Annotated in this window: 17 protein-coding genes, 21 tRNA genes and 2 pseudogenes; 7 read left to right on the forward strand and 33 right to left on the reverse strand. The window is 44.7% G+C overall.

The annotated features are described in order from the left end of the window. Positions 1 to 30: 30 nt before the first annotated feature. From ACBR23_RS04985 to ACBR23_RS05125, 29 genes and pseudogenes are all read right to left on the reverse strand, one after another. Positions 31 to 276, reverse strand: a complete 246-nt coding sequence (locus ACBR23_RS04985; protein ID WP_371121189.1) for a transposase — start codon at positions 274 to 276, stop codon at positions 31 to 33. Positions 277 to 402: 126 nt separating this feature from the next. Continuing rightward, positions 403 to 758 (reverse strand): annotated as a pseudogene (locus ACBR23_RS04990) (transposase); the annotation flags it as partial. 414 nt (positions 759 to 1,172) lie between these two features. After that, positions 1,173 to 2,909 (reverse strand): helicase HerA domain-containing protein, encoded by a 1,737-nt coding sequence (locus tag ACBR23_RS04995; protein WP_371119140.1) that lies wholly within the window; start codon positions 2,907 to 2,909, stop codon positions 1,173 to 1,175. Positions 2,910 to 3,168: 259 nt separating this feature from the next. After that, positions 3,169 to 4,608: a pentapeptide repeat-containing protein gene (locus ACBR23_RS05000; protein ID WP_371119139.1), complete on the reverse strand. Its 1,440-nt coding sequence runs from the start codon at positions 4,606 to 4,608 to the stop codon at positions 3,169 to 3,171. 48 nt (positions 4,609 to 4,656) lie between these two features. Further along, positions 4,657 to 5,112, reverse strand: a complete 456-nt coding sequence (locus ACBR23_RS05005) for an HAD domain-containing protein (RefSeq protein WP_371119138.1) — start codon at positions 5,110 to 5,112, stop codon at positions 4,657 to 4,659. Positions 5,113 to 5,256: 144 nt separating this feature from the next. Then, positions 5,257 to 7,032, reverse strand: a complete 1,776-nt coding sequence (ribBA, locus tag ACBR23_RS05010; protein WP_371119137.1) for a bifunctional 3,4-dihydroxy-2-butanone-4-phosphate synthase/GTP cyclohydrolase II — start codon at positions 7,030 to 7,032, stop codon at positions 5,257 to 5,259. A 110-nt stretch (positions 7,033 to 7,142) separates the two neighbouring features. Further along, positions 7,143 to 8,306, reverse strand: a pseudogene (locus ACBR23_RS05015) (RNA-guided endonuclease InsQ/TnpB family protein). A gap of 205 nt (positions 8,307 to 8,511) precedes the next feature. Then, a tRNA-Lys gene (locus ACBR23_RS05020) sits at positions 8,512 to 8,585 on the reverse strand. 170 nt (positions 8,586 to 8,755) lie between these two features. Beyond that, positions 8,756 to 9,322, reverse strand: coding sequence for an exonuclease domain-containing protein (locus ACBR23_RS05025; RefSeq protein ID WP_371119136.1), 567 nt, complete (start codon positions 9,320 to 9,322; stop codon positions 8,756 to 8,758). 418 nt (positions 9,323 to 9,740) lie between these two features. Then, positions 9,741 to 9,813: transfer RNA gene (locus tag ACBR23_RS05030), tRNA-Ala, on the reverse strand. 5 nt (positions 9,814 to 9,818) lie between these two features. Beyond that, positions 9,819 to 9,895: transfer RNA gene (locus tag ACBR23_RS05035), tRNA-Ala, on the reverse strand. 5 nt (positions 9,896 to 9,900) lie between these two features. Continuing rightward, positions 9,901 to 9,977, reverse strand: a tRNA-Ala gene (locus ACBR23_RS05040). Between the two features lie 6 nt (positions 9,978 to 9,983). Beyond that, positions 9,984 to 10,057 (reverse strand) — tRNA-Arg (locus ACBR23_RS05045). Positions 10,058 to 10,675: 618 nt separating this feature from the next. Further along, positions 10,676 to 10,747 (reverse strand) — tRNA-Thr (locus tag ACBR23_RS05050). A gap of 95 nt (positions 10,748 to 10,842) precedes the next feature. Beyond that, positions 10,843 to 10,916, reverse strand: a tRNA-Leu gene (locus tag ACBR23_RS05055). Between the two features lie 112 nt (positions 10,917 to 11,028). Further along, positions 11,029 to 11,101: transfer RNA gene (locus ACBR23_RS05060), tRNA-Pro, on the reverse strand. A 4-nt stretch (positions 11,102 to 11,105) separates the two neighbouring features. Further along, positions 11,106 to 11,180 (reverse strand) — tRNA-Leu (locus tag ACBR23_RS05065). A gap of 6 nt (positions 11,181 to 11,186) precedes the next feature. Then, positions 11,187 to 11,263 (reverse strand) — tRNA-Leu (locus ACBR23_RS05070). A gap of 61 nt (positions 11,264 to 11,324) precedes the next feature. Next, positions 11,325 to 11,399, reverse strand: a tRNA-Asn gene (locus tag ACBR23_RS05075). A gap of 6 nt (positions 11,400 to 11,405) precedes the next feature. Further along, positions 11,406 to 11,478 (reverse strand) — tRNA-Phe (locus ACBR23_RS05080). A gap of 3 nt (positions 11,479 to 11,481) precedes the next feature. Then, a tRNA-Ser gene (locus tag ACBR23_RS05085) sits at positions 11,482 to 11,568 on the reverse strand. A gap of 219 nt (positions 11,569 to 11,787) precedes the next feature. Continuing rightward, positions 11,788 to 11,869, reverse strand: a tRNA-Tyr gene (locus tag ACBR23_RS05090). A 13-nt stretch (positions 11,870 to 11,882) separates the two neighbouring features. Continuing rightward, positions 11,883 to 11,957: transfer RNA gene (locus tag ACBR23_RS05095), tRNA-Lys, on the reverse strand. Between the two features lie 5 nt (positions 11,958 to 11,962). Next, positions 11,963 to 12,036, reverse strand: a tRNA-Glu gene (locus ACBR23_RS05100). 6 nt (positions 12,037 to 12,042) lie between these two features. After that, a tRNA-Trp gene (locus tag ACBR23_RS05105) sits at positions 12,043 to 12,117 on the reverse strand. 3 nt (positions 12,118 to 12,120) lie between these two features. Then, positions 12,121 to 12,195: transfer RNA gene (locus tag ACBR23_RS05110), tRNA-Met, on the reverse strand. A gap of 58 nt (positions 12,196 to 12,253) precedes the next feature. Continuing rightward, positions 12,254 to 12,327: transfer RNA gene (locus ACBR23_RS05115), tRNA-Cys, on the reverse strand. Continuing rightward, positions 12,328 to 12,406: transfer RNA gene (locus tag ACBR23_RS05120), tRNA-OTHER, on the reverse strand. Positions 12,407 to 12,411: 5 nt separating this feature from the next. Next, a tRNA-Asp gene (locus tag ACBR23_RS05125) sits at positions 12,412 to 12,484 on the reverse strand. A 431-nt stretch (positions 12,485 to 12,915) separates the two neighbouring features. Between ACBR23_RS05125 and ACBR23_RS05130 the strand changes: the two genes are divergently transcribed. The 5 genes from ACBR23_RS05130 (at position 12,916) to ACBR23_RS05150 (ending at position 17,497) form a co-directional block, all read left to right on the forward strand. Continuing rightward, the gene (locus tag ACBR23_RS05130) at positions 12,916 to 13,068 is read left to right on the forward strand and encodes a hypothetical protein (RefSeq protein ID WP_371119135.1); all 153 of its coding nucleotides are present in this window, start codon (positions 12,916 to 12,918) and stop codon (positions 13,066 to 13,068) included. 140 nt (positions 13,069 to 13,208) lie between these two features. Then, complete coding sequence (locus ACBR23_RS05135) at positions 13,209 to 14,138, forward strand: polysaccharide deacetylase family protein (RefSeq protein ID WP_371114982.1); 930 nt, start codon at positions 13,209 to 13,211, stop codon at positions 14,136 to 14,138. A gap of 300 nt (positions 14,139 to 14,438) precedes the next feature. Beyond that, positions 14,439 to 15,413, forward strand: coding sequence for an Npun_R2821/Npun_R2822 family protein (locus ACBR23_RS05140; protein WP_371119134.1), 975 nt, complete (start codon positions 14,439 to 14,441; stop codon positions 15,411 to 15,413). Next, positions 15,410 to 16,282: an Npun_R2821/Npun_R2822 family protein gene (locus ACBR23_RS05145; RefSeq protein WP_371114981.1), complete on the forward strand. Its 873-nt coding sequence runs from the start codon at positions 15,410 to 15,412 to the stop codon at positions 16,280 to 16,282. Before ACBR23_RS05140 ends, ACBR23_RS05145 begins: the two co-directional genes overlap by 4 nt. 192 nt (positions 16,283 to 16,474) lie before the next feature. After that, positions 16,475 to 17,497, forward strand: a complete 1,023-nt coding sequence (locus ACBR23_RS05150; RefSeq protein WP_371119164.1) for an Npun_R2821/Npun_R2822 family protein — start codon at positions 16,475 to 16,477, stop codon at positions 17,495 to 17,497. Between the two features lie 242 nt (positions 17,498 to 17,739). Here ACBR23_RS05150 and ACBR23_RS05155 read toward each other — a convergent pair whose 3' ends face one another. The 4 genes from ACBR23_RS05155 to ACBR23_RS05170 all read right to left on the reverse strand — a co-directional run bounded on the left by ACBR23_RS05155 (position 17,740) and on the right by ACBR23_RS05170 (position 22,437). Continuing rightward, entirely contained in the window at positions 17,740 to 18,690 is a 951-nt protein-coding gene (locus ACBR23_RS05155) for an NAD-dependent epimerase/dehydratase family protein (protein ID WP_371119133.1), read from the reverse strand. Between the two features lie 182 nt (positions 18,691 to 18,872). Then, positions 18,873 to 19,214: a hypothetical protein gene (locus ACBR23_RS05160; protein WP_340517878.1), complete on the reverse strand. Its 342-nt coding sequence runs from the start codon at positions 19,212 to 19,214 to the stop codon at positions 18,873 to 18,875. A gap of 206 nt (positions 19,215 to 19,420) precedes the next feature. After that, a complete protein-coding gene (locus ACBR23_RS05165; protein ID WP_341735958.1) occupies positions 19,421 to 21,097 on the reverse strand; it encodes an AarF/ABC1/UbiB kinase family protein in 1,677 nt (558 codons plus the stop codon). A gap of 170 nt (positions 21,098 to 21,267) precedes the next feature. Next, positions 21,268 to 22,437, reverse strand: a complete 1,170-nt coding sequence (locus ACBR23_RS05170; protein WP_371119132.1) for a DegT/DnrJ/EryC1/StrS family aminotransferase — start codon at positions 22,435 to 22,437, stop codon at positions 21,268 to 21,270. A 127-nt stretch (positions 22,438 to 22,564) separates the two neighbouring features. Here ACBR23_RS05170 and fetB point away from each other — a divergent pair, with 127 nt between their 5' ends. Beyond that, positions 22,565 to 23,344 carry an iron export ABC transporter permease subunit FetB gene (gene fetB, locus ACBR23_RS05175; RefSeq protein WP_371114988.1) on the forward strand — a complete coding sequence of 260 codons (780 nt, stop codon included), beginning with the start codon at positions 22,565 to 22,567 and terminating at the stop codon, positions 23,342 to 23,344. A 449-nt stretch (positions 23,345 to 23,793) separates the two neighbouring features. Further along, on the forward strand, positions 23,794 to 24,435 hold the full coding sequence (locus ACBR23_RS05180; RefSeq protein WP_371119131.1) for a Uma2 family endonuclease: 642 nt from the start codon (positions 23,794 to 23,796) through the stop codon (positions 24,433 to 24,435). The last annotated feature ends 16 nt before the right edge of the window (positions 24,436 to 24,451 follow it).

Raw genomic sequence — 24,451 nt, forward strand, 5'->3', positions numbered from 1 at the left:
CACAGGAGCGATCGATATATTCAAGCTTGGTTAATATAAGTTCTTCTGTATCGTTTTCATCCAGTTATAATTGGAGATTATCTTCAACCCAAAAACAGGTGTTCTTTTTCCAAATAAACATAAAAACACACAAAAAACCCGGCGCCACCAGGTAGTAAGGTTGATGACCAAAAAAGTAATTGCAATAACTGTAGCAGATGTATTATCAAGTTTAGCCATTACTCGATTCAGACCGAATCTTCGTTTTCCTTGCCCAAATTTGCATGCAGATTGCATTGATTAGTTTGCCGCGATTGGGTGACTCATTTTTGGCGTCCGAATCCTTTTTTTTTTCGGGTTTGATTGGCGTGATTTCTCGCATTTTTTCAATCATGCGTTCGTTCACTTTATTAATTAGGTTGGGACTAATTCGTTGCCGAAAGTGTACTAATAGTGATGGGTCAAAGGGTAGTTCATTACTGTAGGTTGATTGACCGATAAAGTATTGTAGATAGGGGTTTTCACGTATCTGTTCTACCGTTTCGCGATCGCTAATTCCCAGTTTTTCTTTGATAATTAATGCCCCCAATGCCATCCGAAACGATTTGGCGGGTGCCCCATGAGTCTGTGGGGAAGTTGGCCGCATATTCTGATTCAAATTCAGACCACGGGATTATTTGGGCCATTTTTACCCAGCGGTTGTCACCAGACAATTTAGAGCCGTTGGCTAGTTCAAAGTCTAAGGCTGGGAGGAGAGCAAGCTCAGCTTTCTTGTACATGATCGCAGGTGGTTATGCACGGGTTTTGCTCTATTTTACCTGTTTATCTTGCACTTTACTCTCGATCGCGCGATCGTGTAACCCAGGCCACGTCAAGTGCGATCGGCTTATTCAGCAAACCCTATGTATATTTACTGAGAGTTATTTAACTTATGCTAAATCTTTATGAAAATAACTGTTTTCACGTAGGAAAATACTTCAATCATGTTGGAAAATACTTAAATTAACTCATCCACCGCCACGTCGCTTCCCGATCGCCCGTTTCCTCTAGCTCTGGAATTCCTTCGATGTCGAAATGAGTTAGCTGTTACGCATTTAAACCACTAACGAAGTCAGCTCGATCGCTTATTATACAAGGGAAACGCTGGGGGCTGACGCACCCTACAATTTCAAAGGTGCGATCGCCCATCCCAACTAAAACCCCAGATCCATCTTAGCGGCTTCAGCCTCTGCAAATACCTCTGCATCAGGCATTTCTTGCCAATCAATATCACCGATTTCCCGATAAAATTGCTCATCATAAGGACGAGTTTGCACAACCACCGGCATCGGTACAGCGTGCCCCAAAACCAATGCTTGCTGCTTCGAGTCCAGTTTCGACAAAACCGATCGCAAACTTTGACCTCCCGAAACACCCGTAAAGATAGCATCAATGTCCTTATCGTCGTTTAACAACGCTGTGATACGGGTTCCGACTTGCGACATGACTTCGCCGTCGATACCGGACGGACGCTGGTCTACAATTAACAGAGTTACGAAGTATTTTCGCATTTCACGGGCGATCGTACCGAAAATGGTCGATCGCACGATCGCCGGATCGAGAAAACGGTGCGCTTCCTCAATAGTAATGACCAATGGCTGCGGGCGATCGCACGGATTCTTACTCTGCAAAAACTTCTCAGCCTTCCGCACATAAGATCCGTGAATGCGACGAGTAATCACATTTGCTGCTAACATATAAGACAGCAAATCCGAGTGCGAACCAAACTCAATTACCACATTTTTGCCACCATCCAAACACTGCAAAACCTCACTCACATAATTTTTTGGACAGCGTTTGCGAATGTATTTTAAATCGTTCAATCTCTCCAACTTCCGCTGCAAAGCCATAATCGAAGACTTATTTCCCCGCTTCTCTTCGCAAAACATGGAAATATCTTCATTGCTCATTTCCAGCAACTTATTAATCCAACCAGTACCCAACTCGTTTCTTAAAATAATCGCATTTTCAATACTAGCTTCCGATAGATTTAACTCCCGCTGCACCAAGGAGATATCTTCCACTTCAATTTCATCGAAACTCAAGTATAATTCTTGAGCATCGCGGACTCCCCGACGTTTTGTTGATTCGGGATCGAGGGTATAAATCTGAATTTGACTGGGAAATAACTGCCGTAAACCTTTGACCGTGCTAAATTGTTTACCTTCCGAAACTGCTTCCCAGCCGTATTCTGAGTGCATATCAAAAATGAGATTCACCGCAGCTTGTTTGCGAATAATCCCGGATAATAGCAAGCGGGTGAGGAAAGATTTGCCCGTTCCAGACTTGCCAAAAACTCCGTTGCTGCGTTCGACAAATCTATCTAAATCTAAGCATACAGGAACGTCCATGTCAATGGGTTTGCCGATCGCAAAATTGCGGCGATAGGGGTCATCTTCCCAGCCAAAAACTGCCCGAAAGTCAGTTTCTTTGGCATCAAATACCTGGGAAAAGTGGCTGGGAATGGTTTTAACTGGCAATAGTTCCATGTCAGCGCTGCTTTGTGGCTGCAAAGATCCTAAGTTTTGGGTGGCGGATTTTTTACCGTTAGTTGTGCTGGAGTTGGGAGCGAAAATTGCCTGCTGTTTTTCTCGTTCCGCAGTCAGCATCAACATGGGAGCTAGTTCAATTGTACCGTAGGTGCTGCTGCCGGCGAGCACTGCAATCAAAAAATCGTCGTTGGGGTTGGGAGGATTGGATAAAATGCGTCCGCTGGATGTTCCCAGAGACACATCGGTAAGCATACAGAAAAAGTGCGATCGGACCCCGCGCACTACTAAAAATTTCCCCACTCTCATATCTTCTACCGAAACGTCGGCGTGCAGTCGCACTTCTAATCCCTTGCTGAGGGAACCTTGAATAACAGATCCTAAAGGTTTGTCAGTAGTCATTAGTCATTAGTCATTAGTTATTGGTCATTAGTCAGTAGTCATTAGTCATTAGTCAGTAGTCAGTAGTTATTGGTCAGTAGTTATTGGTCAGTAGTCATTAGTTATTGGTCAGTAGTCATTAGTTATTGGTCATTAGTTATTAGTTATTAGTTATTAGTCATTAGTCATTGGTTATTAATATTTAGTTTTTAAGAAGTAGCATTAGTTATTGATCCTTAACTTCTTAGCTAATGACTAATGACTGCTGACTAATGACTAATTACTCTTCTGATTCCCATGGCAGTTCAAAGAAACTCGGACTCAGATGGATATCAGTCAAATCCGTTTCGCTCAAATGAGCATCAGTTAAAAATACTACCTTAAAATTTGCCCCTTTCAGGTTTGCCCCTTTTAGATTAGCACCTTTGAGATTAACTCGAAATAAATGAGCATCGCTCAAATCTACCTCAGTTAAATCGGCTCCTTCTAAATTTACCCTCACTAAATCTGCTTTTCTGAGGTCGGCTTCGTTCAACTTAGCGCCACTGAGATCGGCTTTTGTCAAGTCTACACCTCTCAAGTCGGCTCCGCTTAAATTAGCAAACAACAAAGTCGCCCCGGTTAAATCTGTCTCCCTCAAATCGGCATCGCTCAAATTAGCACCGCTGAGGTCAGCCCTAGTTAAGTCTACACCTCGGAGGTCTGCTGACCTCAAGTTTACTTCCTGCAAAATTGCGCCGCTTAAATCTGCTCCTCTCAAATCGGTTCCCTCCAAGTTGGCACCTTTGAGGTAAGCTTTTTTCAGGCTAGATCTGCTGAGGTCTACATTTTTGAGGTTGACTGAAGTTAAGTTAGTTCCACTCAAATTAGCTCCGCTTAAATCCAATCCGTTCAAGTCGGCTCCGGTCAAATTTAAACCTTGTAGCGATACATTGGGAGCAATTAAATAAGCGCCGGCAATCCTGGGGTCAATACCTTCTGAAAATAATGTTTTGTTGCTATAAACAGCTTTTTCCAAAATCGCGCCATTCAAATTAGCTTCTCTCAAGTCTGATCCGCTGAGGTTGGCTCCTGTTAAGTTGGCTCGCTCCAGTTTGGCTCCAAATAATATAGCTTGGCACAGGTTTGTCCGGCGCAAATCTGAGCCTTTTAAATCAACTCCAGTTAAATCTACCATAGACAGATTTAAGCCTGGGAGTGAAGCATTGGGAGCTAGTAAAAATGCTCCCATGGCACTGGGGTCAATATCGTAGGGAAAAACCGTCCGATTGTTGTAGACAGCTTTGTCTAAAATTGTGTCGATCAACTGGGCACCGCGCAAATCTGCCCCACTGAGGTTGGCTCTGGTGAAGTTGGCTTCTTGGAGATTCGCTCCAACTAAATTGGCTTTAATCAAACTTGCTTGTTGGAGGTTGGCTCCCAACAGTTCAGCTCCTACGAGAGTAGCTTCTCTAAGCACCGCACCAGTCAAGTCGGCTTTGGTGAGGTTGGCTAAATTAAGAAATGATTCTGCTAAATCGGCCCCCCTGAGATTGGCAAGGGTGAGGTCAGCTTCTATCAGGTCTGCATATCTGAGAATAGCTTCGCTGAGGTTGGTTTCTCTGAGGTCGGTTCCTCTGAGGTTTGCTCCTCGGAGTTCTGCGCCACTGAGGTTGATACCTTTAAGGGCCTGTCCTCTGAGGTCGAGCCGATTGAGAAAGTCACCAACATTCATGTCCATGTCAAATTCACCCTCTCTATTCCGATACTTTTTTCCTAAGCTTTGAAATCAAGTTAGATATTCTGAAAGTATCTTTGCTGAGTTCTGGTCAAAACCATTGTAATCATCAATAGCCACAACTGGCGCATCTGGCGGATAGTGTTCTGGAATATCGTCAATTGCTACCCAAGGTGAGTTTTCTGCTTGATTTTGTCGAAGATACTCAAGAACTTCCTGGTGTCGTAAATATTTGTGTTGATGAATATTTTTGGGGTTGAGAAAAGGGGTGAATCCGATAATACGGATAGCGATATCTGGTGAAAATAATGGCGGTATCACCTCGAAGGGGAATATTTCACGCCAGGATGATGAAATTACTACTCGCACATTAGGATAGGAACGAAGGACATTTTCAAAGTGATTAAGGCAAGCTGAATTAAATTTCATTATATCTGTTTGCAAATTCGATTTTTCATGTCTTCTGTCAGGAATAAGTACACCATCAATGTCTAAAAAAATTAACATTAACTAAAAGTCCTAGTGAATAATTTAATGAGTATTAATAAGGAAGATGCTGGTATCAACAAGTATTATTCTGAAATTCACAGTTTTTCTTGGCTTCTGCCTTCCCCCTAGGGGTTAGGGGGGGTTGGCTTCTACCTTCGGCCTTCAGGCAAGAGGAGCAAAACTGTAAATTTTTTGAGGTTTGAGCCGATCGCAAATTCCGACTAATTCTGACCAAGGGAATGTCTCGCGATCGAGCTGGACTTGCAGGATTTTGAGCGGATCGGAACCGGAGGAAACCATGAATTCTAATGTTTGCAAGTCTTCCCAGGTACTGATTTCGCTGAGAATTTGGGCGATCGCCTTGACATAAGGGTGACTTGGTTCTTTATACCAGTCGGTGGCCGCGAGTCCAGCTTGGTCGAAGCCGAGGTGAAAGATTAAGGAACCTTCTCCAAACAGGGCTATCCCCACGGGGCGCGCTTCTTCTTGCAACAATAAATCCCGATTTGCCGCCAGATGTCGCAGTTTTGCCAGGTGTTCGTACCTCCTGGCAATTCGAGATTGCAGTCCTGGAATTAAAGCTTCTTCTCCTTCCTGCTTCTTCCCTCGATGTACCGTTGGCGTAGTCGAAGGGCTTTCTTCCTTCTTCCCTCTACCTTCTTCCTTGGTTTCGTCCCACTGAATTGCCACTGTGACTAGATAAGTTTGCAATAGCATATGACCTAGTTTTTCAGCTTTTGTTGCCAGATAGATAGAGTTATAATCTGTGGCTTCAATTAATAGGGGAAGGCGATCGACTACTTCTATGCCATAACCTTTCAAACCTGCTATTTTTCGTGGGTTATTGGTAATTAACCGGATTTTTTGAACTCCCAAGTCATTGAGCATTTGTGCTCCCACGCCGTAGTTCCGCAAGTCGGCAGCAAAACCCAAGCGCTCGTTGGCTTCTACGGTATCAAACCCGATATCTTGTAGCGAGTAAGCTTTGAGTTTATTCACCAGTCCAATGCCCCTACCTTCTTGGCGCAAGTAAACTACGATGCCAGAACCCGCATTTTCAATCATTTTCAGTGCGGCTTGCAGTTGCATTCGGCAGTCACAGCGCAGGGAACCCAAGGCATCGCCGGTCAGGCATTCGGAATGCACCCGCACCATCACGGGTTTGTCTTTAAATTCTGCTGGATCGCCCTTGACAACGGCAACGTGTTCGGAGCTGTCTTGAGTGTCGCGGTAGGCGTAAATCATAAATTCGCCGAATTGAGTTGGCAATTTGGCGACGGTTTCGCGACGGACAAATCGATCGTGCTTCAGTCGGTAGCTAATTAAATCAGCAATGCTGATGATTTTCAGGTTATGGGTTTTGGAATACTCGATTAATTCTGGCAACCTGGCCATGGAACCGTCGGGGTTTTGAATTTCGCAGATGACCCCGCTGGGATAGAGGCCTGCGAGTCTGGCGAGGTCAACGGAGGCTTCGGTGTGGCCAGCGCGTTTGAGGACGCCACCATCGATCGCCCGCAGGGGGAAAATATGACCGGGACGACGCAAATCTTGAGGTTTGGTGTCGGGGTGGATTGCTACTTGGATGGTGCGGGCTCTGTCTTCGGCGGAGATGCCGGTACTAACGCCATGGACTGCATCAATGCTGACGGTAAATGCGGTTTGGTTGTTGTCGGTATTTTTGGTGACCATCAGGGGCAGTTCCAGGCGATCGAGTCGATCGCCCGTCAAGGCTAGACAAATCAAACCCCGTGCGTTCACTGCCATGAAATTGATATTATCTGGCGTGGCGAATTGGGCCGCGCAAATGACGTCGCCTTCGTTTTCGCGGTTTTCGTCATCGACTACTACCAGGGCGCGACCTGCTTTGAGGTCTGCGAGAGCGCTGTCGATGGAGTCAAATTGAAAGGATTGAGTTGAGGTGTGGTTATTGGGCACTGAGAAGTTCAAACTATAAACAGTAATATTATGGAATCAGAATTTGACACTCCGGGTGCGTGAACGCACAGGGATTCTTTAATCTACGAGCCAACTTGCTTTGACAAGATTTATCCAATCAGAGTAGAGGTCGGTTCTCCTAAAGCGTTGCTTGCATCAAGTGCAAAGGTTCCGGTATGCCCTACCGTACCCAATCCCCGACTTAAGATATTTCTAGCTGCTTTGAAGTCTCTATCAAGCGTACAGCCACATTTACAAATGTGGGTGCGAGTGGATAGCGTTTTTTTCACAATTTCACCGCAGCTAGAGCATTCTTGGCTGGTATACTGCGGATTTACCGCAACAGTTACTCTCTCAAATACCTTTCCAAAGTATTCCAGCCAGAGGCGGAACTGATACCAAGAAGCGTCGTTAATCGACTTAGCTAGACAGTGATTTTTAACCATATTTTTAATTCTCAAATCGACCTAGGCTATCAAGTCGTTAGACTGAACTACGCACCGTGCTAACTTCACAGCATGGTCTTTACGTTGCCTACTTATTTTGAGATGGCGCTTACCTAAAATCTGCCTAGCCTTGCCTCTATTTTTTGAACCTTTTACTTTTCTTAATAAGCGACGCTGAGAACGTTTAATAACCTTTTCACCTTGACGGAGCAACTTAGGATTTTCGAGCGTCACCCCATTTGAATCGGTGTAAAATTCCTTCAATCCCATGTCTAAACCGACAGTCTTTCCTGTTGGTTCAGTATTCTCTTTTCGCTCAGCGTCAATACAAAACTGAACGTATACTCCCTCTGCCCTTTTTACCAATCTCACCCGTTTTATTTGGCTAATTTGGTAGAAATGCAGGTCGCGAGTACCTTTCAATTTAAGTTTCCCAATCCCTTTTTTGTCGCTAAAGGTTATAGACTTTCTATCTTCAGCGAGTTTCCATCCGCTAGTTTTATACTCGACAGAACGACAATTTTTTTGAAACTGGGGATACCCTTTTTTGCTGGGAGTTTTCTTTTTACTGTTGTCGTAAAATCGAGATATGGCAGACCATGCCCTTTCGGCACTAGCTTGTCTGGCCATTGAGTTGAGTTCTGATGCAAACTGGAATTCATGAGCCAGTACGGCACAGTATTTCTGCAAGTCGTATTGCCCAATCTTTTGATTATCCATCCACAGCCGAATACAGCTATTTCGGACAAATTGCGCTGTACGAATTGCTTCATCTACCGCAGAGAACTGATCGGATTTCCCGTAGGCTTTAAACTCAAAAACTAGCATGATTTTACCTCCTACCTTATACTAATCTATTCGATATAATATTTGATCGAGGTTTGCAAAACTTTATGAAGCCGTCCTCCAAAGACGGGGCTTTATAGCCAATTTTCCGGTAAACTTGCGATGGAAGCGCCACGCTCAAATCAGGAATAAGCGAAAGATGAGACAATAAACCTGAAACTATTGACTCGCCAAGCCTAGAAATTGATGGGAGTAGAAGGACTTGAACCTTCGACCTTGAGATTAAGAGTCACCTGCTCTAACCAACTGAGCTATACTCCCGCATCTTTGTTAAGATAACATAGCTAGTTTATTTTGGCAATACTTTTTCAAATTTAGTGCGATCGCCCCGCAGAGAATTGCCCTATCTAGCTGTGCTTGAGAGTCTGATAGGGTGATGGGCATTAGGTTTGCGGAAGTGCGATCGGGCAAACACCTCCTTTGATAGCAAATCAGGAAATCCGTTTTGGCTCCAGAATATAAGGCAACAATTTAGCAATATTTCTCGCATCATCTATACCTCGGTGATGAGTTCCTTCTAGCGGTAAACCCACAATTTGCAAAGCTTTCGCCATGCCAAGTCGTTTTTGCAAACCTTGTTTTTCCGAAAACAATTGTTTGAGATTGACATGAGGATAAGCAATGGGAAAAGGTACTTTGTGAAAGTTGCTGTCTTGTTGGAATTGTTTGCGATCGTAATCGCCCCAGGAACCAAACACGCCATTTGAGTAACCAGACAGCCATTTTTTCAGAAGTGCGATCGCCTCCGGGTAAGTCGGAGCTCGATCGACTTGTGCTTGAGAAATAGATGTTAGCGACTTGCAGAATTCAGTGAGAATGGGATGGCGAATCGGTTTAATAAAGCTTTGAAACTCATCAATAATACTTAAAGATTCTGGATGCACCATCACCGCTCCAATTTCGATGATTTCCATTTCCTCTCTTCTGAGATTTCCGCGATCGCAGCAAGTCGCTTCGAGGTCAAGCACCAGATAGTAATTATAATGTTGTAAATTCATCTAAATTTAACCTTAAATAATCTCTAGTGAATTTCAATGAGTTGTGAAACTCTCTTCTCTTTCCAATCTTCGCGTTCTTTGCGTCTTCGCGGTTCGTTTAAAACTATTTTTAATGACTGATATAGTTTTTATGTTGAATAACTAGCAAATCTAAACTTATTATAAACCAACCAATCCACCAGGGAGGTACTGCCCCTCCTATCCCCGCGTTATCAGCACGGAATCTCGCTTTTCGACTTCTGGTGGTTGGAAGGAAGATGAAGGAATCGAACCCTTACAGTCACCTGTACCCTGGTTTTCAAGACCAGTTGCCGGCCATTCAGCGGCATCTTCCGAGGGGTGTCTGACGGGACTTGAACCCGCTAATAACTAGCTTCACGGGCTAGAGTCTGGACCGCTTCGACTTCAGACACCGCAGTGGAATCAAGGAGAATTGAACTCCTAACCTCTTGCGTGCAAAGCAAGCGCTCTACCAATTGAGCTATGACCCCTTTTTTGGTGGATACTGGTCAGAGTCGAACTGACATTTTCCTAGTTGCGAACTAGGTGCTTTTCCCATTAAGCTACAGACCCAAATTTGGTGGATTGCGATCGGATTTGAACCGATATCTTTCTAACAGCCAGTTAGATGCTTTACCAATTAAGCTACGAACCCATTCAGCAGGAGCGGTAGGACTCGAACCCACAACTTTCGAGGTAGAAGCTCGACACTCTGTCCAGTTGAGTTACACTCCCGTATTGTTTGTTAATAGAACTTGAGAATTGGCTCCAAGGGTAACATTATGCGATCGCACTTGGCGTACAAGTTATCAGAGCATTGCGTTTTCTCAGTTACTAGAGGGACTGGGCCGATGAGTTACTACACACTCTTTAAAGGATGGCTACTTTCAAGCCAACCTGCCGGGTTCAACGCACTCCTCGTTCGCAAACGCCCGCTGCACAAGACAGCGTTACCTTTCCTCTCGTACTAAAGTATGTAGGCTCCCAAGATTGGGATACGCAAAGGGCGATCGCTGTTACTATAAAAAACTAATCATGCAATGGAATCAACCTCCTTAAATCAAAGCAAAAACAACGAGAGAGGTAGGACTCGAACCCACAACATCCGCGTCCGTTAGCGAAGCGTGCGCGGTAGCGCATAGCGCGGCGCTCTAAGAGTGTCGTTTGTCCGGGTTTAGGAACTGGAATCGGCAGAGTTCCTTATCGCGAAGCCGCGCGACAAATGGCGCTAGCTTACGATTATTTTGTTTATCCCACGCCGTATGTTAACTGTTTTGTTGCAGCAGAAAGACAACTGCAAATTTGGGAAGGTGGCGATCGCACTTCTGCCTAAAGAGCGATCGTATTTACCCAAGCAGGTGACAGGAGTTGAACCTGCAAGAAAGCTTTACAAGAGCCTCATGTTGCCAGTTACATCACACCTGCATTTTTGGTGGCGGGGATAGGAGTTGAACCTACTAGAAAGAGGCTTATGAGACCTCCAAGCCTACCCAGGCTACTTCACCCGCGATGTCACCAAATACTCCTGACTGGCATCGAACCAGCACTAACTAGATCCTAAGTCTAGCGCCTCTACCAATTGGGCTACAGGAGCAAAATCCATCGCACTTTTGGGTTTTGATACCCAATACCCCTAGTTGGATTTGCACCAACAAAACTCTTGCACTCAACAAGAGATGTCTACTAATTGCATCACAGGGGTAAAGTCGGGATGGTTGGATTTGAACCAACGACTCCATGCTCCCAAAGCATGGCTTCTGGCCGCTGAATTACATCCCGTTGATGCTCCTGGCTGGATTTGAACCAGCATCATCCGATTTTTAAGACCGGCGCCTCTTTCCAGTTGGGCTACAAGAGCAATTTTTGGTACTCCTGGTGAGATTTGAACTCACACAACACAATTTTTGAAATTGTGGCCTCTGCCAATTGGGCTACAGGAGTATAATTGAGCTGCTAATGAGTTCTGCACTATGCTTTACCAACTTTTTAACCTTGTGTAAAATGGCTGCCTCAGTAGGACTCGAACCTACAACCTAGCGGTTAACAGCCGCTTGCTCTACCATTGAGCTATGAGGCAACGCAATCCCCCAAGTCAGTATCGAACTGACGACCTCTTGTTCTTCAAACAAGCACTCTACCAACTGAGTTATCGGGGGAAACGGAGAAGGTGGGATTTGAACCCACGACGGGTGTTAAACCGCTCTTTCTTAGCAGGAAAGCGCCATAAGCCGCTCGGCCACTTCTCCATAGCGAGAACGGAGGGATTTGAACCCTCAAATCTTCAGTCGCGCTAACTGAGTTGTTGTCCTGTCACAACACATTCTCAAGATTGCAACTATATATTAAATACACAAGAGTCACCCACGGGGGTCAAAAACCCGGTTTCTATCTCAATATCTCTCGTAGAGATGCAAGATTTTTCTCAGAAACCTGGTTTTTTGTGTAAGTCATAATACAGTTACAAATGGGTCGGGCTGGAATCGAACCAGCAACGCTTTAAGCTACTATTTTACAGACAGCTACCCACACCAATAGGAGGGCCGACCCAAGATAGAAAGTTTGGTAGGTCGCCGAGGAATTGAACCTCGATCCATCCGCTTAAAAGGCGGCTGCAAAACCATTCTGCCAACGACCCACGCAAAGTGCTGACGGGATTTGAACCCGCAATCACTTGGTTGAAAATCAAGCGGCTTATACCGTTTGCCTACAGCACTATAAATTGGCACAGGGACTGAGATTTGAACTCAGAAAATCAGTTTTGGAGACTGAGATGTTGCCAGTTACATCATCCCTGCATTTGGTGGCAGTGGCGGGATTTGAACCCGCATTAACCAAGGTATGAACTTGGGGCTTTACCGTTAAGCTACGCTGCAATTTTATCTGATTTGAAATTTCAGATTTGAGGTTGTTCCTATTAATAAATAGGAACAAAGGTTAGAGTGAGATTTGAACTCACGAAAATCGCTTTTGCAGAGCGATGCCTTAAACCACTCGGCCATCTAACCTGGGAGTCCCGACGAGGTTTGAACTCGCAATCTTCACGCCAGAGAGGGTGACGGCTTCAACCAATTTGCCTACGGGACTATCGACGGGGCTGACGGGTTTCGATCCCGCTACCTTCGCTGTGACAGAGCGACGCTCTCCCAATTGAGCTACAACCCCACAGATTTTTGTTGGGAATTTCTGTTTGGACGGGGTGGCGGTTGATTCCGCGTACTACAACTCAAGGGAGTTATTGTTGCCGGAGTCTACACCGCCAAGGTCCAAAAGTCTGTGACATGATTAATTATCTATTTGGTTGTCAAGGTTCATATTGCTCTTGAGATAAAGCTTTGAGGCTCTTTCCCCTTCGCCATACATTTATACTACATTATGTATTACAAAACTGTCAAGGGGGTAATACAATTTTTTTTTCGATCTGCTGCTTGGCGGGAAAGCCGAGGGGCTGTTTTGGGGCTGAACCTCTGATAAATCAAGAGATGTGGGAGCTAAAGTGGTAGTGTCACGGGAGGTAAATTCAATGCTGAAGCTGTACTACACTCCCATTTCTCTGAATTCTCGCCGCCTGTGGGTGGCCCCTTCTGGAAAAGCAGATGGCTTGTGAGCCGATCGAACTTAACCTAGATAGGATGTTTGGGATATTTTGCGATCGGTGTCGGAACTTGCAGGCTTGGTGCGATCGAGCCGGCAGTAGACACAGGATATTGCTGTTAGCACTGGGACTTGTTACCGGGCAAGTTGACTGATTGATCCAAGAATCCCCGTGCGTTCACGCCGGGGAGTGTCAAAGAAGTCAGGGTTCTGAGATCTATATAGATCGGCTTTAGATTTTTTCGCTACAATTCCCTTTATCATATTGGGCATTGTGGAGTGAAAGGAATCTGAAGTGAGCGGAAATCATTTATTTCAAATACTAAGAAAAAAATGGCGTTTTGTGGCGATCTTACTGACAGGAGCAGCCATTAGCTTGGTCCTGGGTGCCCTACTGCCGGAGTTCCAGCCGAATGACCATCCGGGCACTGCTGTGGCTCAGGTGCAAAATCTTAACCAATCTTTAACCTCCAATCCTTTATTTCATGAGGTAGGAGACAATCAAACAGGGTTTAATCTCGATCGCCAGATTCAACAACTTCTCACTGTATTAGAATCGAAAGAAAAACTGCTGACATTTGTACCGCCAGAAAAATTTCAAGGAACCACTATTTTTGAGGGACAAGTCAACAAGTCAGATAAAGTTATTGCCTTAACCGTTGATGACGGGCCATGGCCGGAAACGACGGCACAAATGCTAGATATTTTTCAGCAAAATGATGTGAAAGCCACATTTTTTTGGATAGGTAAATCTCTGGAAAGTTCGCCGGAAATTGCTCGGAGAGTTGTGGCCGAAGGTCATGCGATCGGCAATCATACATGGCATCATCCCTACGATCCAATGGATGCGGCGACGGCTGCTGACGAAATCGATCGCACCGCCAAACTGATTTACGAAACAACGGGAGTTAAGACAACTTACTTTCGCCCACCTGGGGGAGTTTTGAATAACGGCTTGGCCAAGTATGCCAAAGAGCACAATTATTCTGTGGTAATGTGGTCTGTAACTTCCGCAGATACCGATCCGCGGGCTCAACCAGAAGCTTTTGTGGAGAATGTGCTCAAGGGTGCGAAACCGGGTGCGATTGTGTTGATGCACGACGGCGGGGGCGATCGATCTCGTACTATTAAAGCCTTACCTGATATGATTGCTGGTTTGAAAAAGCAGGGATATCGGTTTGTGACGATTCCTGAGTTGCTGGAAATGCCAGAGCAACAAGCGTAGCTCAAACCATGAGAATTCTCCCATAATTGTGGAACAGGCAGGATGCCTGTTCTTCACCCGCAGAGGGCGCAGAGGACGCAGAGAGATTTCTGATACTATTTTCTGATCGATACGCGATCGTTTCTGGTTGGAGGGGGATTTTTTAACCGCAGAGGGCGCAGAGGACGCAGAGAGATTTCTGAGACTATTTTTTGGTCGATACGTGCTTGTTTCTGGTTGGATTGGGATTTTTTAACCGCAGAGGGCGCAGAGGACGCAGAGAGATTTCTGAGACTATTTTGCGATCGAGAGGAGGTGTTTATGAATGGAATTTGCACGCTAGCTAATGATACAGTTTACGACCAACTTGTTGCTTTGCTCAACAGTATTGAAGTTATTTTAGGTTCAAGTATTCCCGTTTGTATTTATCCTTTCGATGACCAAATAGAGCAAATTAAAGGGGAAATTGTCAACCGTCCTAATGTTTTTATTTATGAAGATAGCGCTTCTATTGAGCGATGGGACAAATTTATGGAAGCTGCTGCGCCAGAGCGTTTGAACCGCAAAAAGTTTCGGCTTTACGGTGCACATCGACGCTTTTGTGCTTTCGACGGTCCGTTTGCAAAGTTTGTCTATATGGATGCTGATACTTTGCTGATGAATTCCCTTGATGCAGTTTTTCGGCAGTTAGATAAATCGGATTTTGTAGTTTATGATTTTCAATTTAGCGACCCTACTAAAGTCTACAACATTAACTCACCCAAACTGGTTAAAGTATTTGAGCAAAAGCGGATAGAATCGGAAATATTTTGTTCTGGATTTTATGGCAGTAAGCAAGGATTTTTTGAGCAAAATACTAGAGCATGGCTGGTATCTCAACTGCAATCTGGGGAGGGGGAAATTCTCTATGAAGGTGCGGGAGAACAGCCTTTGCTCAATTATATGGTGATGAAAACTGGCATGAGTAGTTATAATTTTGCTTATAGTTTACCGGAGGAGCGGAAAACTGGGTGTTGTGTCAGTTCTCAACATTTTGAAGAGCAAGATAAAATTTTGTATGATAAGGGAAACCGACTGACTTACATTCATTATATTGGTGTGCCGCCGGATTTAATTCGGAGAGTTTGTGCGGGGGAAAATATTGATTTTCCCTATCGCGATTTGTTTCTGCATTATCGCTATCTCCGGGAACCGTCCCAGAGTCCAGTTTTTCGGGAAGCGCCGAAGTCTTATACTGAGGTTTCTAGGTCGAATTTGTTAACAAGGGTATGGAGAAGGTTGAGGATAAATCTATGAATCGTGGTATTTATATTGTGGCGAACGACCGGGTGATGGAAAGTGCGATCGCACTTATGAACAGCATAGGTTTGTACAATCGTCAAGTACCAGTTTTTTTGATTCCCTTCGATGAGAATTATCAGCAAGTCGCCGCCACACTCAGCCATCTCCACGGAGTCCAATTGTTCCCAAATCTGGAGTTTGTCGAACAGTTTACCAGAGAAATTGGGCAAATATTCGATCGCAACTTTTTAGCCCTCCCTAACAAAATGCGAAAACTGGTCGCCTGGTTTGGCCCTCTCGACGAATTTCTGTACATCGATACCGATATCATCGTCTTTGAAGACATCGCAGCCAACCTCAACAAACTATCGGAAGTAGACTTTTTTTGCTGCGACTACCACCACCTCAGCGAAAAACTGCGGAATGTATTTTCACCCATTGTCAAAGCACAAAATATTTTCACAGATTCCGAACTTCAAGATGTCTTCAACAGCGGCTTTTGGGCTTCGCGGAAAGGAACTATTTCAGAATCGCAAATGTACGAAATATTGCGCGAATGTTCGCAGCATCGAGAATATTTCGACTTCACTCAAAATGTCACTGACCAACCTATACTAAATTACCTGATTCTTAAACTAATTCCCAAACGCTGTAACCTGGTGAAATCGACCGAATCAGAACCGGGAAGCTGGGCTGGTTCCAAGCATTTTCAGGAAATAGATTATGTGCTTTATGACAAAGGTAAAAGGTTAAAATATATTCATTGGGCCGGAATACCGATTAAATCTGGTAGTCCTTACTGGAAACTGTGGAAACATTATCGTTATCTGAATGAGGAAAAACCAAATTTAGTGCAAAGAATATTTCGATATTTGCATGGATAATATTGTTTGTAGCATGGGAGGGGGCGGGTTTACGAGATAGTTAATTTTCCCCATAACTGGTTCCCAGGCTCTGCCTGGGAACCGATATCCAGAGGCTCTGCCTCGCTTATTGCGGAGTGAAATTGGAGGTAGATCCTCCGGATCAGCGTTACCAGCCAATCAACAGAACCTGATATAATGTATTTTCAAATTATGACCAATGGTATTTATATACTAGCAAATGATGTGGTTTTCGACCACTTAGTCGCCTTATTAAACAGTCTGGAAGTGAATGGGGCAAAAGATATTCCAGTTTGCATCATTCCCTATGATGAGAGACGGCAAAAAGTGCGCGTAGAAATTGCAACTCGTCCTCATGTCACCTTGTTTGAAAATACCGATTCAATCATGTTTTGGGAAGACTTTGCCACTCAAGTTTGGCAAACTCATGGAAAAGCTCAAAAAGTTTGGAAATCTAAAGGTTGGAAACCAGTTCAATGTTTGGAAATGCACCGAAAATTATGTTGTTTTGACGGCCCTTTTGACAAATTTATCTATTTTGACGCAGACACTCTGTTAATGGGAAATCTGGATTACATATATCAAAAACTTGATGACTTTGATTGGGTAGCTAACGATTTTCAATACAAATCAGACCTCAATTATATATTTGATTTATCGTCTCCCAAATTGCCACAAATTTTAAATATTGACCAACTGCAATCTCATACTTTTTGTGCGGGTTGGTTTGCTTCAAAATCAGGCATTTTAAATCCGAATAATTGCTCTCAATATTTAGAATATTTAACATCAGGAGAAGCAGAAATTATGTCTTTGCGGGGGGCTGACCAATCTTTACTTAACTATTTAGTCGCCCGCAGCCAAATCTCTTTTTACAACTTTGCCTATGCTCAACCAGAACAGGTGACGGGGAATCATTGGTCTTCCCAATTTGATGTGATAGATAATGTTCTATACGATAAAGGACGGCGGCTGACTTATTTGCACTACATGAGTATTTCGGCGGCCAGAATTAATAGATTGTGTGCTGGCGAAGATGTGGAGATTCCCTACCGAGATATATTTCTGCACTACCGTTATTTGAAGTCGCCGGAAACCCAGCCAAAACTCACCCCTCCAAATTTGCTAGTTCGCTTCCACAGAAACCTCAAAAGTTGGGGAATTCAAAAAGTTAATAATGTTCAATTTAAGTTGCGGAATTTCTGGGATAAATAGTATAATATCAAATCCTATCTTCATCGTAATTATTAATCTCTCTCTTCTCTTCCTTCGCGTCATGAGCGCCTTCGCGGTTAAATCATATCAAATCCAGTTGTATCGGAATGATATAGAGGACACAGCAATGCCGTGTCCCTACTTGATAAACCGGTCAAAAACCCGGTTTCTGCATCAATATCTCTCGGATATAGCGACGATTTTTCCAAGAAACCGGGTTTTTTGGGTAAGTGTTATAGGATTTAACCGTACAAAGACTGAATCCACTCCCATTCGCGCCTTAAACCTGCTTCTAAACTAACTTGTGGCTGATAACCCAATATTTTCTTAGCTTTAGATACATCAGCGCTAGTGTGTCGCGCGTCACCCCGCGCCGTTTCGGTAAATTCGATCCGAAGGGGTCGATCGACAATCTGCTCTATTGTATCAATAACTTCTTTCAAAACTACGCGACTTCCCCCACCAATATTAAAAACTTCCCCCGCAGCTTCTGCAACCTCAGCCGCCGCTAAATTAGCAGCAACGCAATCGCTGATAAAAGTAAAATCCCGCGTTTGTAATCCATCGCCAAAAATAGAAATCGGCTGGTTGAACAAAATCGACTTAAAAAACTTGTGAAAAGCCATATCAGGGCGCTGTCGAGGCCCATAAACAGTAAAATAACGCAGCGAAGTTGTGGGAACACCAAAATTCTGATAGTAAAGCCCGCACAAACGTTCACCAGCTAACTTCGTAATTCCGTAGGGAGAAACGGGCTGGGGACAAGCATTTTCACTCGTGGGGAAAGATTCAGCATTTCCGTAAATTGAGGAAGAAGAAGCGTAGACAAACTTTTGCAGTCTTGGTGCATTTTTAGCAGCTTCTAACAATACTTGGGTGCTGTTAATATTGCGATCGGTATAGCTGCGAAAACCCTCGCCCCAGCTAGCACGAACTCCCGCCTGGGCGGCTTGATGAAAAATCACCTTAGCATCGGACAAAAGCGATGACCAATTTAGAGACAAAATATCTCCTTCCACTAATTCAAAACCAGGATAGTTTTCAAATCGTGCAATATTCTTACGTTTTAGCGAAGGATCGTAATAATCGTTGAACTCATCAACACCTATTACTGTCTCTCCTCTATTTAAAAGAGTTTCTACTAAGTTAGAACCAATAAATCCCGCGGCACCAGTAACAATAAAAATACTCATTCTATTTTAGATTTTAAAGCTTTTACAAAAATTATTGAATAAATTGCGAGTCTCTTCTGCCTCTAACTCTGCGTTCTCTGCGTCCTCTGCGGTTCAAAAATCATCTAAATTAATTAGGCTCAAAGATTAGAGAACAATTAACCCCCTTTTTTATCTAAAAAAAGGGGGGTAATTGTTAACTATCATCCTTCATAGGAATCTAAGTCAAGGGCTTGGGAGCCTCCCCGTTCTAACTCCAACAATAGCTTACCTAGCTGTCTCCAAATTAGCCAGCCGGTGAGTACGGTTAGTGGGAAAGATAAAGCGTAAGCGAACAATTTGGGAAGTCCAAAAATCTCTACACCAGAAGCTAAAAATACGCAAATTCCTCCGGCCATTCCCAGGAAAGGTATGAATAATTGCAATCCTTGCAGGTTTGCTAAAGTGCGAGTAGCACGATTTTTTGACCACAGCTTTACGGCTTCTTTGAGGGTTCCTTCAAAGGCTAAGCCAGAGGCTATTCCTGCTAGGAGTCCAGCAGTCATAAAAAAATAGGGAGGTTCGGGGAAATAATACACGAATAATTCTTTTGGGGTAATGGGAATTGGGAATTGGGAATTGGGAATTGTTGACTGTTGACTGTTAACTGTTGACTGTTAATTGTTAACTGTTGACGGCGTTGAGTGACAACTGCTTTCCTGTCAACTGACAACTGACAACTGTCAACTGACAACTGACAACTGACAACTGACTAAAATCGAGTGAGGGCGGCGGCTCCTTCTGTGGAAAGTTCTGCTAATGCGCCCAGAGCAACGTTGAATAGGCGGCTTGGTTGCAGGTCTTCCTTGACTAGGTTCCACAGGCTGCCAACTTCTGCTGTGTGGATGCGATCGTCCTCAATCAAAGCTAGCATTAGCTGGCGTCGCAAAAACGAGCCTTCCTCGGATAGCAAGAATTGTAAACCTAGTTGTGCAGTCGGCAGTAGATCGAAACTCCGATCGGACCTAGCGATCGCGATCATCTCCTCTAATCTATTCCACTGGAATTTGCCATCCTTGAATAATACCTCAATCAAGCGCCGCCGCAGTGCCGGAGATTCCCCGTTCAACAAACGTCGCGCCACGTAAGGATAGGCAACCTCAACTATCTTGAAATCTGGATTTAGCGTCAAGGCCAAACCTTCTTCCGTTACCAGAGAGCGAATAATTAAGGCAAACTTGGCCGGCACTCGGAAAGGATAATCGTACATCAATTCCGAAAACTGGTCTGTAATCGTTTTGAAGTTAAAATCTCCTACCTTTTCGCCGATGATATCACCCAGTACAGATTCTAGGGCCGGGACGATCGGCATAATATTTGTATCTGGAGTCAAAAAGCCGAGTTTTACAAAATCTTTGGCTAACTCTAAATAATCTTTGTTGATTAAATGAACGACGGAATCAACCAAAGTTTCTTTAGTTGTTTCTTCCATCTGATCCATCATCCCAAAATCGATATATGCCATGCGGCCGTCCGCTAGAGCAAATAGATTTCCTGGATGGGGGTCTGCGTGAAAAAATCCGTGTTCTAGCAACTGTCGTAAACCGCTGCGGACTCCGACTTCAATTAAGCTATTGGTATCCAAACCTGCGGCTTTAACGCTTGCCATATCGGTCAGCTTGATGCCGTCAATCCACTCAAGAGTGAGAACGGATTTTGAAGTATAGCGCCAGTAGATGCTCGGTACTTTTACTGTCGGGTCATCGGCAAAATTTGTCGCAAATTTCTCGGCGTTGCGGCCTTCATTGATGTAGTCGATTTCCTCGAACAATTTAATGCCGAATTCATCGACAATTAAACTGAGGTCGTGACCGAGATTTAGTGGCAATAATGGGCCTAATAATCCGGCGGCCTGGCGCATTAAGTAGAGGTCAAGACTCAAGATGGGGAGCAAGTTTGGTCGCTGAACTTTGACGGCGACTGCTTCTCCGGTGATGAGACGAGCCCGATAGACTTGGCCGAGACTGGCTGCTGCGACTGGTTCTGGGGAGATTTGGCTGTAAGTGTCGCTAATTTTGCGATCGAGTTCTGCTTCAATAATCTCAAAAGCCAGGGCAGAGTCAAAGGGCGGTAACTGATCCTGGAGTTTGATCAGTTCTTGGAGAAAGTCTTTGCGGATCAAGTCTGGTCTGGTCGAGAGCGCTTGACCGACTTTAATGAAAGTGGGACCCAAGCGAGTCAGTATTTGTCGCAGGTGTGCCGCTCGTTCCGGCTGGTGTGCGGCGACTTCGTGCTGCCAACTGTCCCACAGCATCCCCATGACGAAGCCTGCAAAGGACCAAATAACGGTGATGGCTCGCCAAATTGCTTTCCAAGGACGGTTGCGGTAATACTGAGCGATCGCTTGTGGATCGTAGCGTCTAGCTTGAGTAGATTGATACTGACGCACTCGTTTATTTTCCTCTTAGTTTCCGAAATTGACAATTAATAGGGTATTGGGCATTGGGTATCGGGCATTGGGCATGGGTAGTTAAAACTTTCTTCCCTCTTCCTTCTTCCTTCTTCCTTCTTCTAAATTTGTTTCTTTTCATTAACTATAGTACATAAAAGTACAAGTGCTTAGTCAAAAAACCTCGCTGATTGAGCTAAGCAATCTTTGAGTCCATAAATCGCGCGCTCTTGTTGATCCCTCGACAGTTCTGGGAACATGGGCAAAGACAAGACTTCGCCACAAACTTGCTCCGCCACGGGCAACTGACCAGGCTGATAACCTAAAGATTTGTACACAGGTTGCAGGTGCAAAGGTAACGGATAGTAAACCATGGAACCGATGCCGTTTTCCTGTAACTGAGTCCGCATCCAGTCGCGAAAATTTCTAGAGGGAGAAATAGGGGAGTGCGGGTTTTCTGGACTGGTGAGCCGGATAGTGTATTGATTCCAAACTCCTTTTGCTTTGGGCAATTCTTGTGGTACGGCTACTCCGGGGATGTGGCAGAGAATTTCGCTGTAGAATTCGGCTTTCTCGCGCCGCTGAGCATTCCAGGTGTCGAGATATCGCAATTTAATGCTGAGAATCACTGCTTGTATGGCATCTAAACGGCTGTTGTAGCCGATTTCTTCGTAAAAGTATCTGGAGGACTGGCCGTGTTCTTTGAGCATCCGCATGGATGCTGCCAGGGCTGGATCGTTTGTGGTGACTGCTCCGCCGTCGCCGCAAGCTCCTAAGTTTTTGGTCGGATAAAAACTGAAGCAGCCTACATGGCCGATGCTGCCGACTTTTTGAGATTGCCATTGGGCACCGACTGATTGGGCGCAATCTTCAATGACTGCTAGATTGTGTCTGTTGGCAATTTCCATGAGCCGTGTCATGTCTGTGGGTTGCCCGAAGATATGCACGGGCATAATTGCCTTGGTTTTTTGGGTAATGGCTGCTTCTAGGCGATCGACATCCATATTAAATGTCCCAGAGTCAATATCGACAAACACTGGAGTTGCACCGACGGCGCTAATTGTCTCAGCCGAGGCAAAAAAGGTAAAAGGAGTGGTGATGACTTCATCGCCAGGGCCAATTTTGAGGGCGCGCAAAGCCAAAATTAGGGCATCGGTGCCGGAGTTACAGCCCACGCAGTCGGAAACTCCGGTGTAGTTGGCGAACTCTTGTTCAAAAGTCTTCACAGCCGGGCCGCCGATGTAGCCACCAGAGGCAAGCACTTTTTGTACCGCAGCAGCTATTTCGTCGCCAATCAGGGCGTATTGGCTGGTTAAGTCGAGGGGGGGGACATTATTCACTCTTCACACCATAAATTTCAACCATTATCAAACCAAATTCTTGCAGCAAAACTGTTTCCCAGACACCTTTATTGCAATATCTTATATTTTGACGCGCCAACAATCACTTTATCGAAACGGAGTTCCTGTGTTAATTTTGCTAGATTTTACGGATTTGGGTTGGGCTTTGGGCATGGTGGCGATCGCGATCGGGCTTTCGGCTTGGCAGGAATTGGGAATGTCCGGGTCGATCGCGATCGCCGCGGGGCGCACCCTGATCCAGTTAATTTTAGTCGGCTACGTGCTGGCAGTCGTATTTGACCCCAATGCTAAAAATCCTTGGCTGGTTTTAGCAGTCTTAGCAATCATGGTGACAACAGCTAGCGTAGTCGCCACCAACCGCATCAGCAAAAAAATCAAAAATTTACTACCTTTAGTTTCGGGTTCAATTTTGATCGGCACAGCCTTGACTTTGGCCTATACAAATTTGCTAATTCTACAACCTGAGCCTTGGTACGAACCACAATACCTGATTCCTTTAGCGGGGATGATATTAGGAAATGCCATGAATTCGGGGGCGATCGCCGGTGAAAGACTCGTGAGTACAATTAATGGTAGTCAGTTAGAAATAGAAACCCATCTGAGTTTAGGAGCCACCCCCCAGCAAGCAGTCAAGCAGTATCGCAAAGATGCTATTAAAGCTGGATTAATCCCCACTTTAAATACAATGACGGTTGTGGGAATTGTGACTTTGCCCGGTATGATGACAGGTCAAATGCTCAGTGGTGTTGCCCCTCTGGATGCAGCATCTTACCAGATTTTGATTATGTTTGTGTTAGCGCTGGCAACTTTAATCGCAACCTTGCTATTGACTGAGGGATTGTATCGCAGGTTTTTTAATCAAGATGCACAATTGATTAAATGGTAATTGGGAATTGGGCATGGGAATTGGGCATGGGGAATTGGGAATTGGGCATTGGGCATTGGGCATGGGGAATTGGGAATGAGGAGACTGCACGTGCCGTTTCCCTACTATGATTAATTGTAGGGACACGGCATTGCCCATTGGTGTCAACTTAAGCTCAAACCCAGTCAAAGATGGCTGTTTGACCATTAAACTTAGATCCCCCCTAACCCCCCTTAAGAAGGGGGGGACAAGAAGTTACTCAAAGTCCCCCTTCTTAAGGGGGATTTAGGGGGATCTAGACTTGGCATAAAAACGAGATTTCTCAAGGGTTTCAGCCTTAAGTTGACACCAATGGGCATTGCCGTCTCCTGGCTGTGAGTAATATCAATTCCGATGCTACCAGATTTGATATGAGTTATATTGTGGGGTGTGTTTCTAGCCCGCCCTAATCACCACTAAGGAGAATAACCATGATTCAAATAGCAACTAAAACACTAAGTTTTGAAGAATTTGCGGAATGGAAGCCAGAAAACGGACGCTATGAACTGCACAATGGAGAGATTGTTGAAATGTCACAGCCATTAGGAGACCATGAAGAAGTTATCGGTTTTTTAGCCTCAGAGTTAACCGCTGAGTTTAGAAAAGTAAAACTTCCCTACTTCATCCCCAAACAAGCATTAGTTAAGCCCCCAGAAAACGAATCAGCTTATTCGCCCGATATTCCGATCTTAAATCGTCCGAATTTAGCATCAGAACCTCTGTGGAAAAAATTCTCCACTGTGACTCAAGGGGCATCAATTCCGCTGGTTGTTGAAGTCGTGAGCACGAATTGGCAAGATGACTACATCAAAAAAGTAGGTGAATACGAACTAATCGGGATTCTTGAATACTGGATTGTGGATTATCTCGGTTTGGGCGGCCGCAGGTTTATCGGGAATCCTAAGCAACCGACTATTTCGATTTATCGGTTGGTTGATGGCGAGTATGAAATTAGTCAATTTCGGGGAGACGATCGGATTGAGTCGCCAACTTTTCCAGGGTTGAATTTGACGGCGCAACAGGTTTTTCAGGCTGGATTGATTGCGGATGAGATTCCTGGGGATACTGATTAGTTTTGAATGAACAGGG

Source organism: Microcoleus sp., from assembly GCF_041354475.1.
Taxonomy (GTDB): Bacteria; Cyanobacteriota; Cyanobacteriia; order Cyanobacteriales; family Microcoleaceae; genus Microcoleus.

What these genes read in the sequence shown, in the direction of transcription:
- ACBR23_RS05140 (WP_371119134.1), top strand. Translation starts at nt 14,439, where the DNA reads ATGAATGGAATTTGCACGCTAGCTAATGATACAGTTTACGACCAACTT.
- ACBR23_RS05145 (WP_371114981.1), top strand. Translation starts at nt 15,410, where the DNA reads ATGAATCGTGGTATTTATATTGTGGCGAACGACCGGGTGATGGAAAGT.
- ACBR23_RS05025 (WP_371119136.1), bottom strand. Translation starts at nt 9,322, where the DNA reads ATGAATTTACAACATTATAATTACTATCTGGTGCTTGACCTCGAAGCG.
- ACBR23_RS05160 (WP_340517878.1), bottom strand. Translation starts at nt 19,214, where the DNA reads ATGACTGCTGGACTCCTAGCAGGAATAGCCTCTGGCTTAGCCTTTGAA.
- ACBR23_RS05180 (WP_371119131.1), top strand. Translation starts at nt 23,794, where the DNA reads ATGATTCAAATAGCAACTAAAACACTAAGTTTTGAAGAATTTGCGGAA.
- ACBR23_RS05000 (WP_371119139.1), bottom strand. Translation starts at nt 4,608, where the DNA reads ATGGACATGAATGTTGGTGACTTTCTCAATCGGCTCGACCTCAGAGGA.
- ACBR23_RS05155 (WP_371119133.1), bottom strand. Translation starts at nt 18,690, where the DNA reads ATGAGTATTTTTATTGTTACTGGTGCCGCGGGATTTATTGGTTCTAAC.
- ACBR23_RS05005 (WP_371119138.1), bottom strand. Translation starts at nt 5,112, where the DNA reads ATGTTAATTTTTTTAGACATTGATGGTGTACTTATTCCTGACAGAAGA.
- ACBR23_RS04985 (WP_371121189.1), bottom strand. Translation starts at nt 276, where the DNA reads ATGCAATCTGCATGCAAATTTGGGCAAGGAAAACGAAGATTCGGTCTG.
- ACBR23_RS05150 (WP_371119164.1), top strand. Translation starts at nt 16,475, where the DNA reads ATGACCAATGGTATTTATATACTAGCAAATGATGTGGTTTTCGACCAC.
- ACBR23_RS04995 (WP_371119140.1), bottom strand. Translation starts at nt 2,909, where the DNA reads ATGACTACTGACAAACCTTTAGGATCTGTTATTCAAGGTTCCCTCAGC.
- ACBR23_RS05130 (WP_371119135.1), top strand. Translation starts at nt 12,916, where the DNA reads ATGGCTTGTGAGCCGATCGAACTTAACCTAGATAGGATGTTTGGGATA.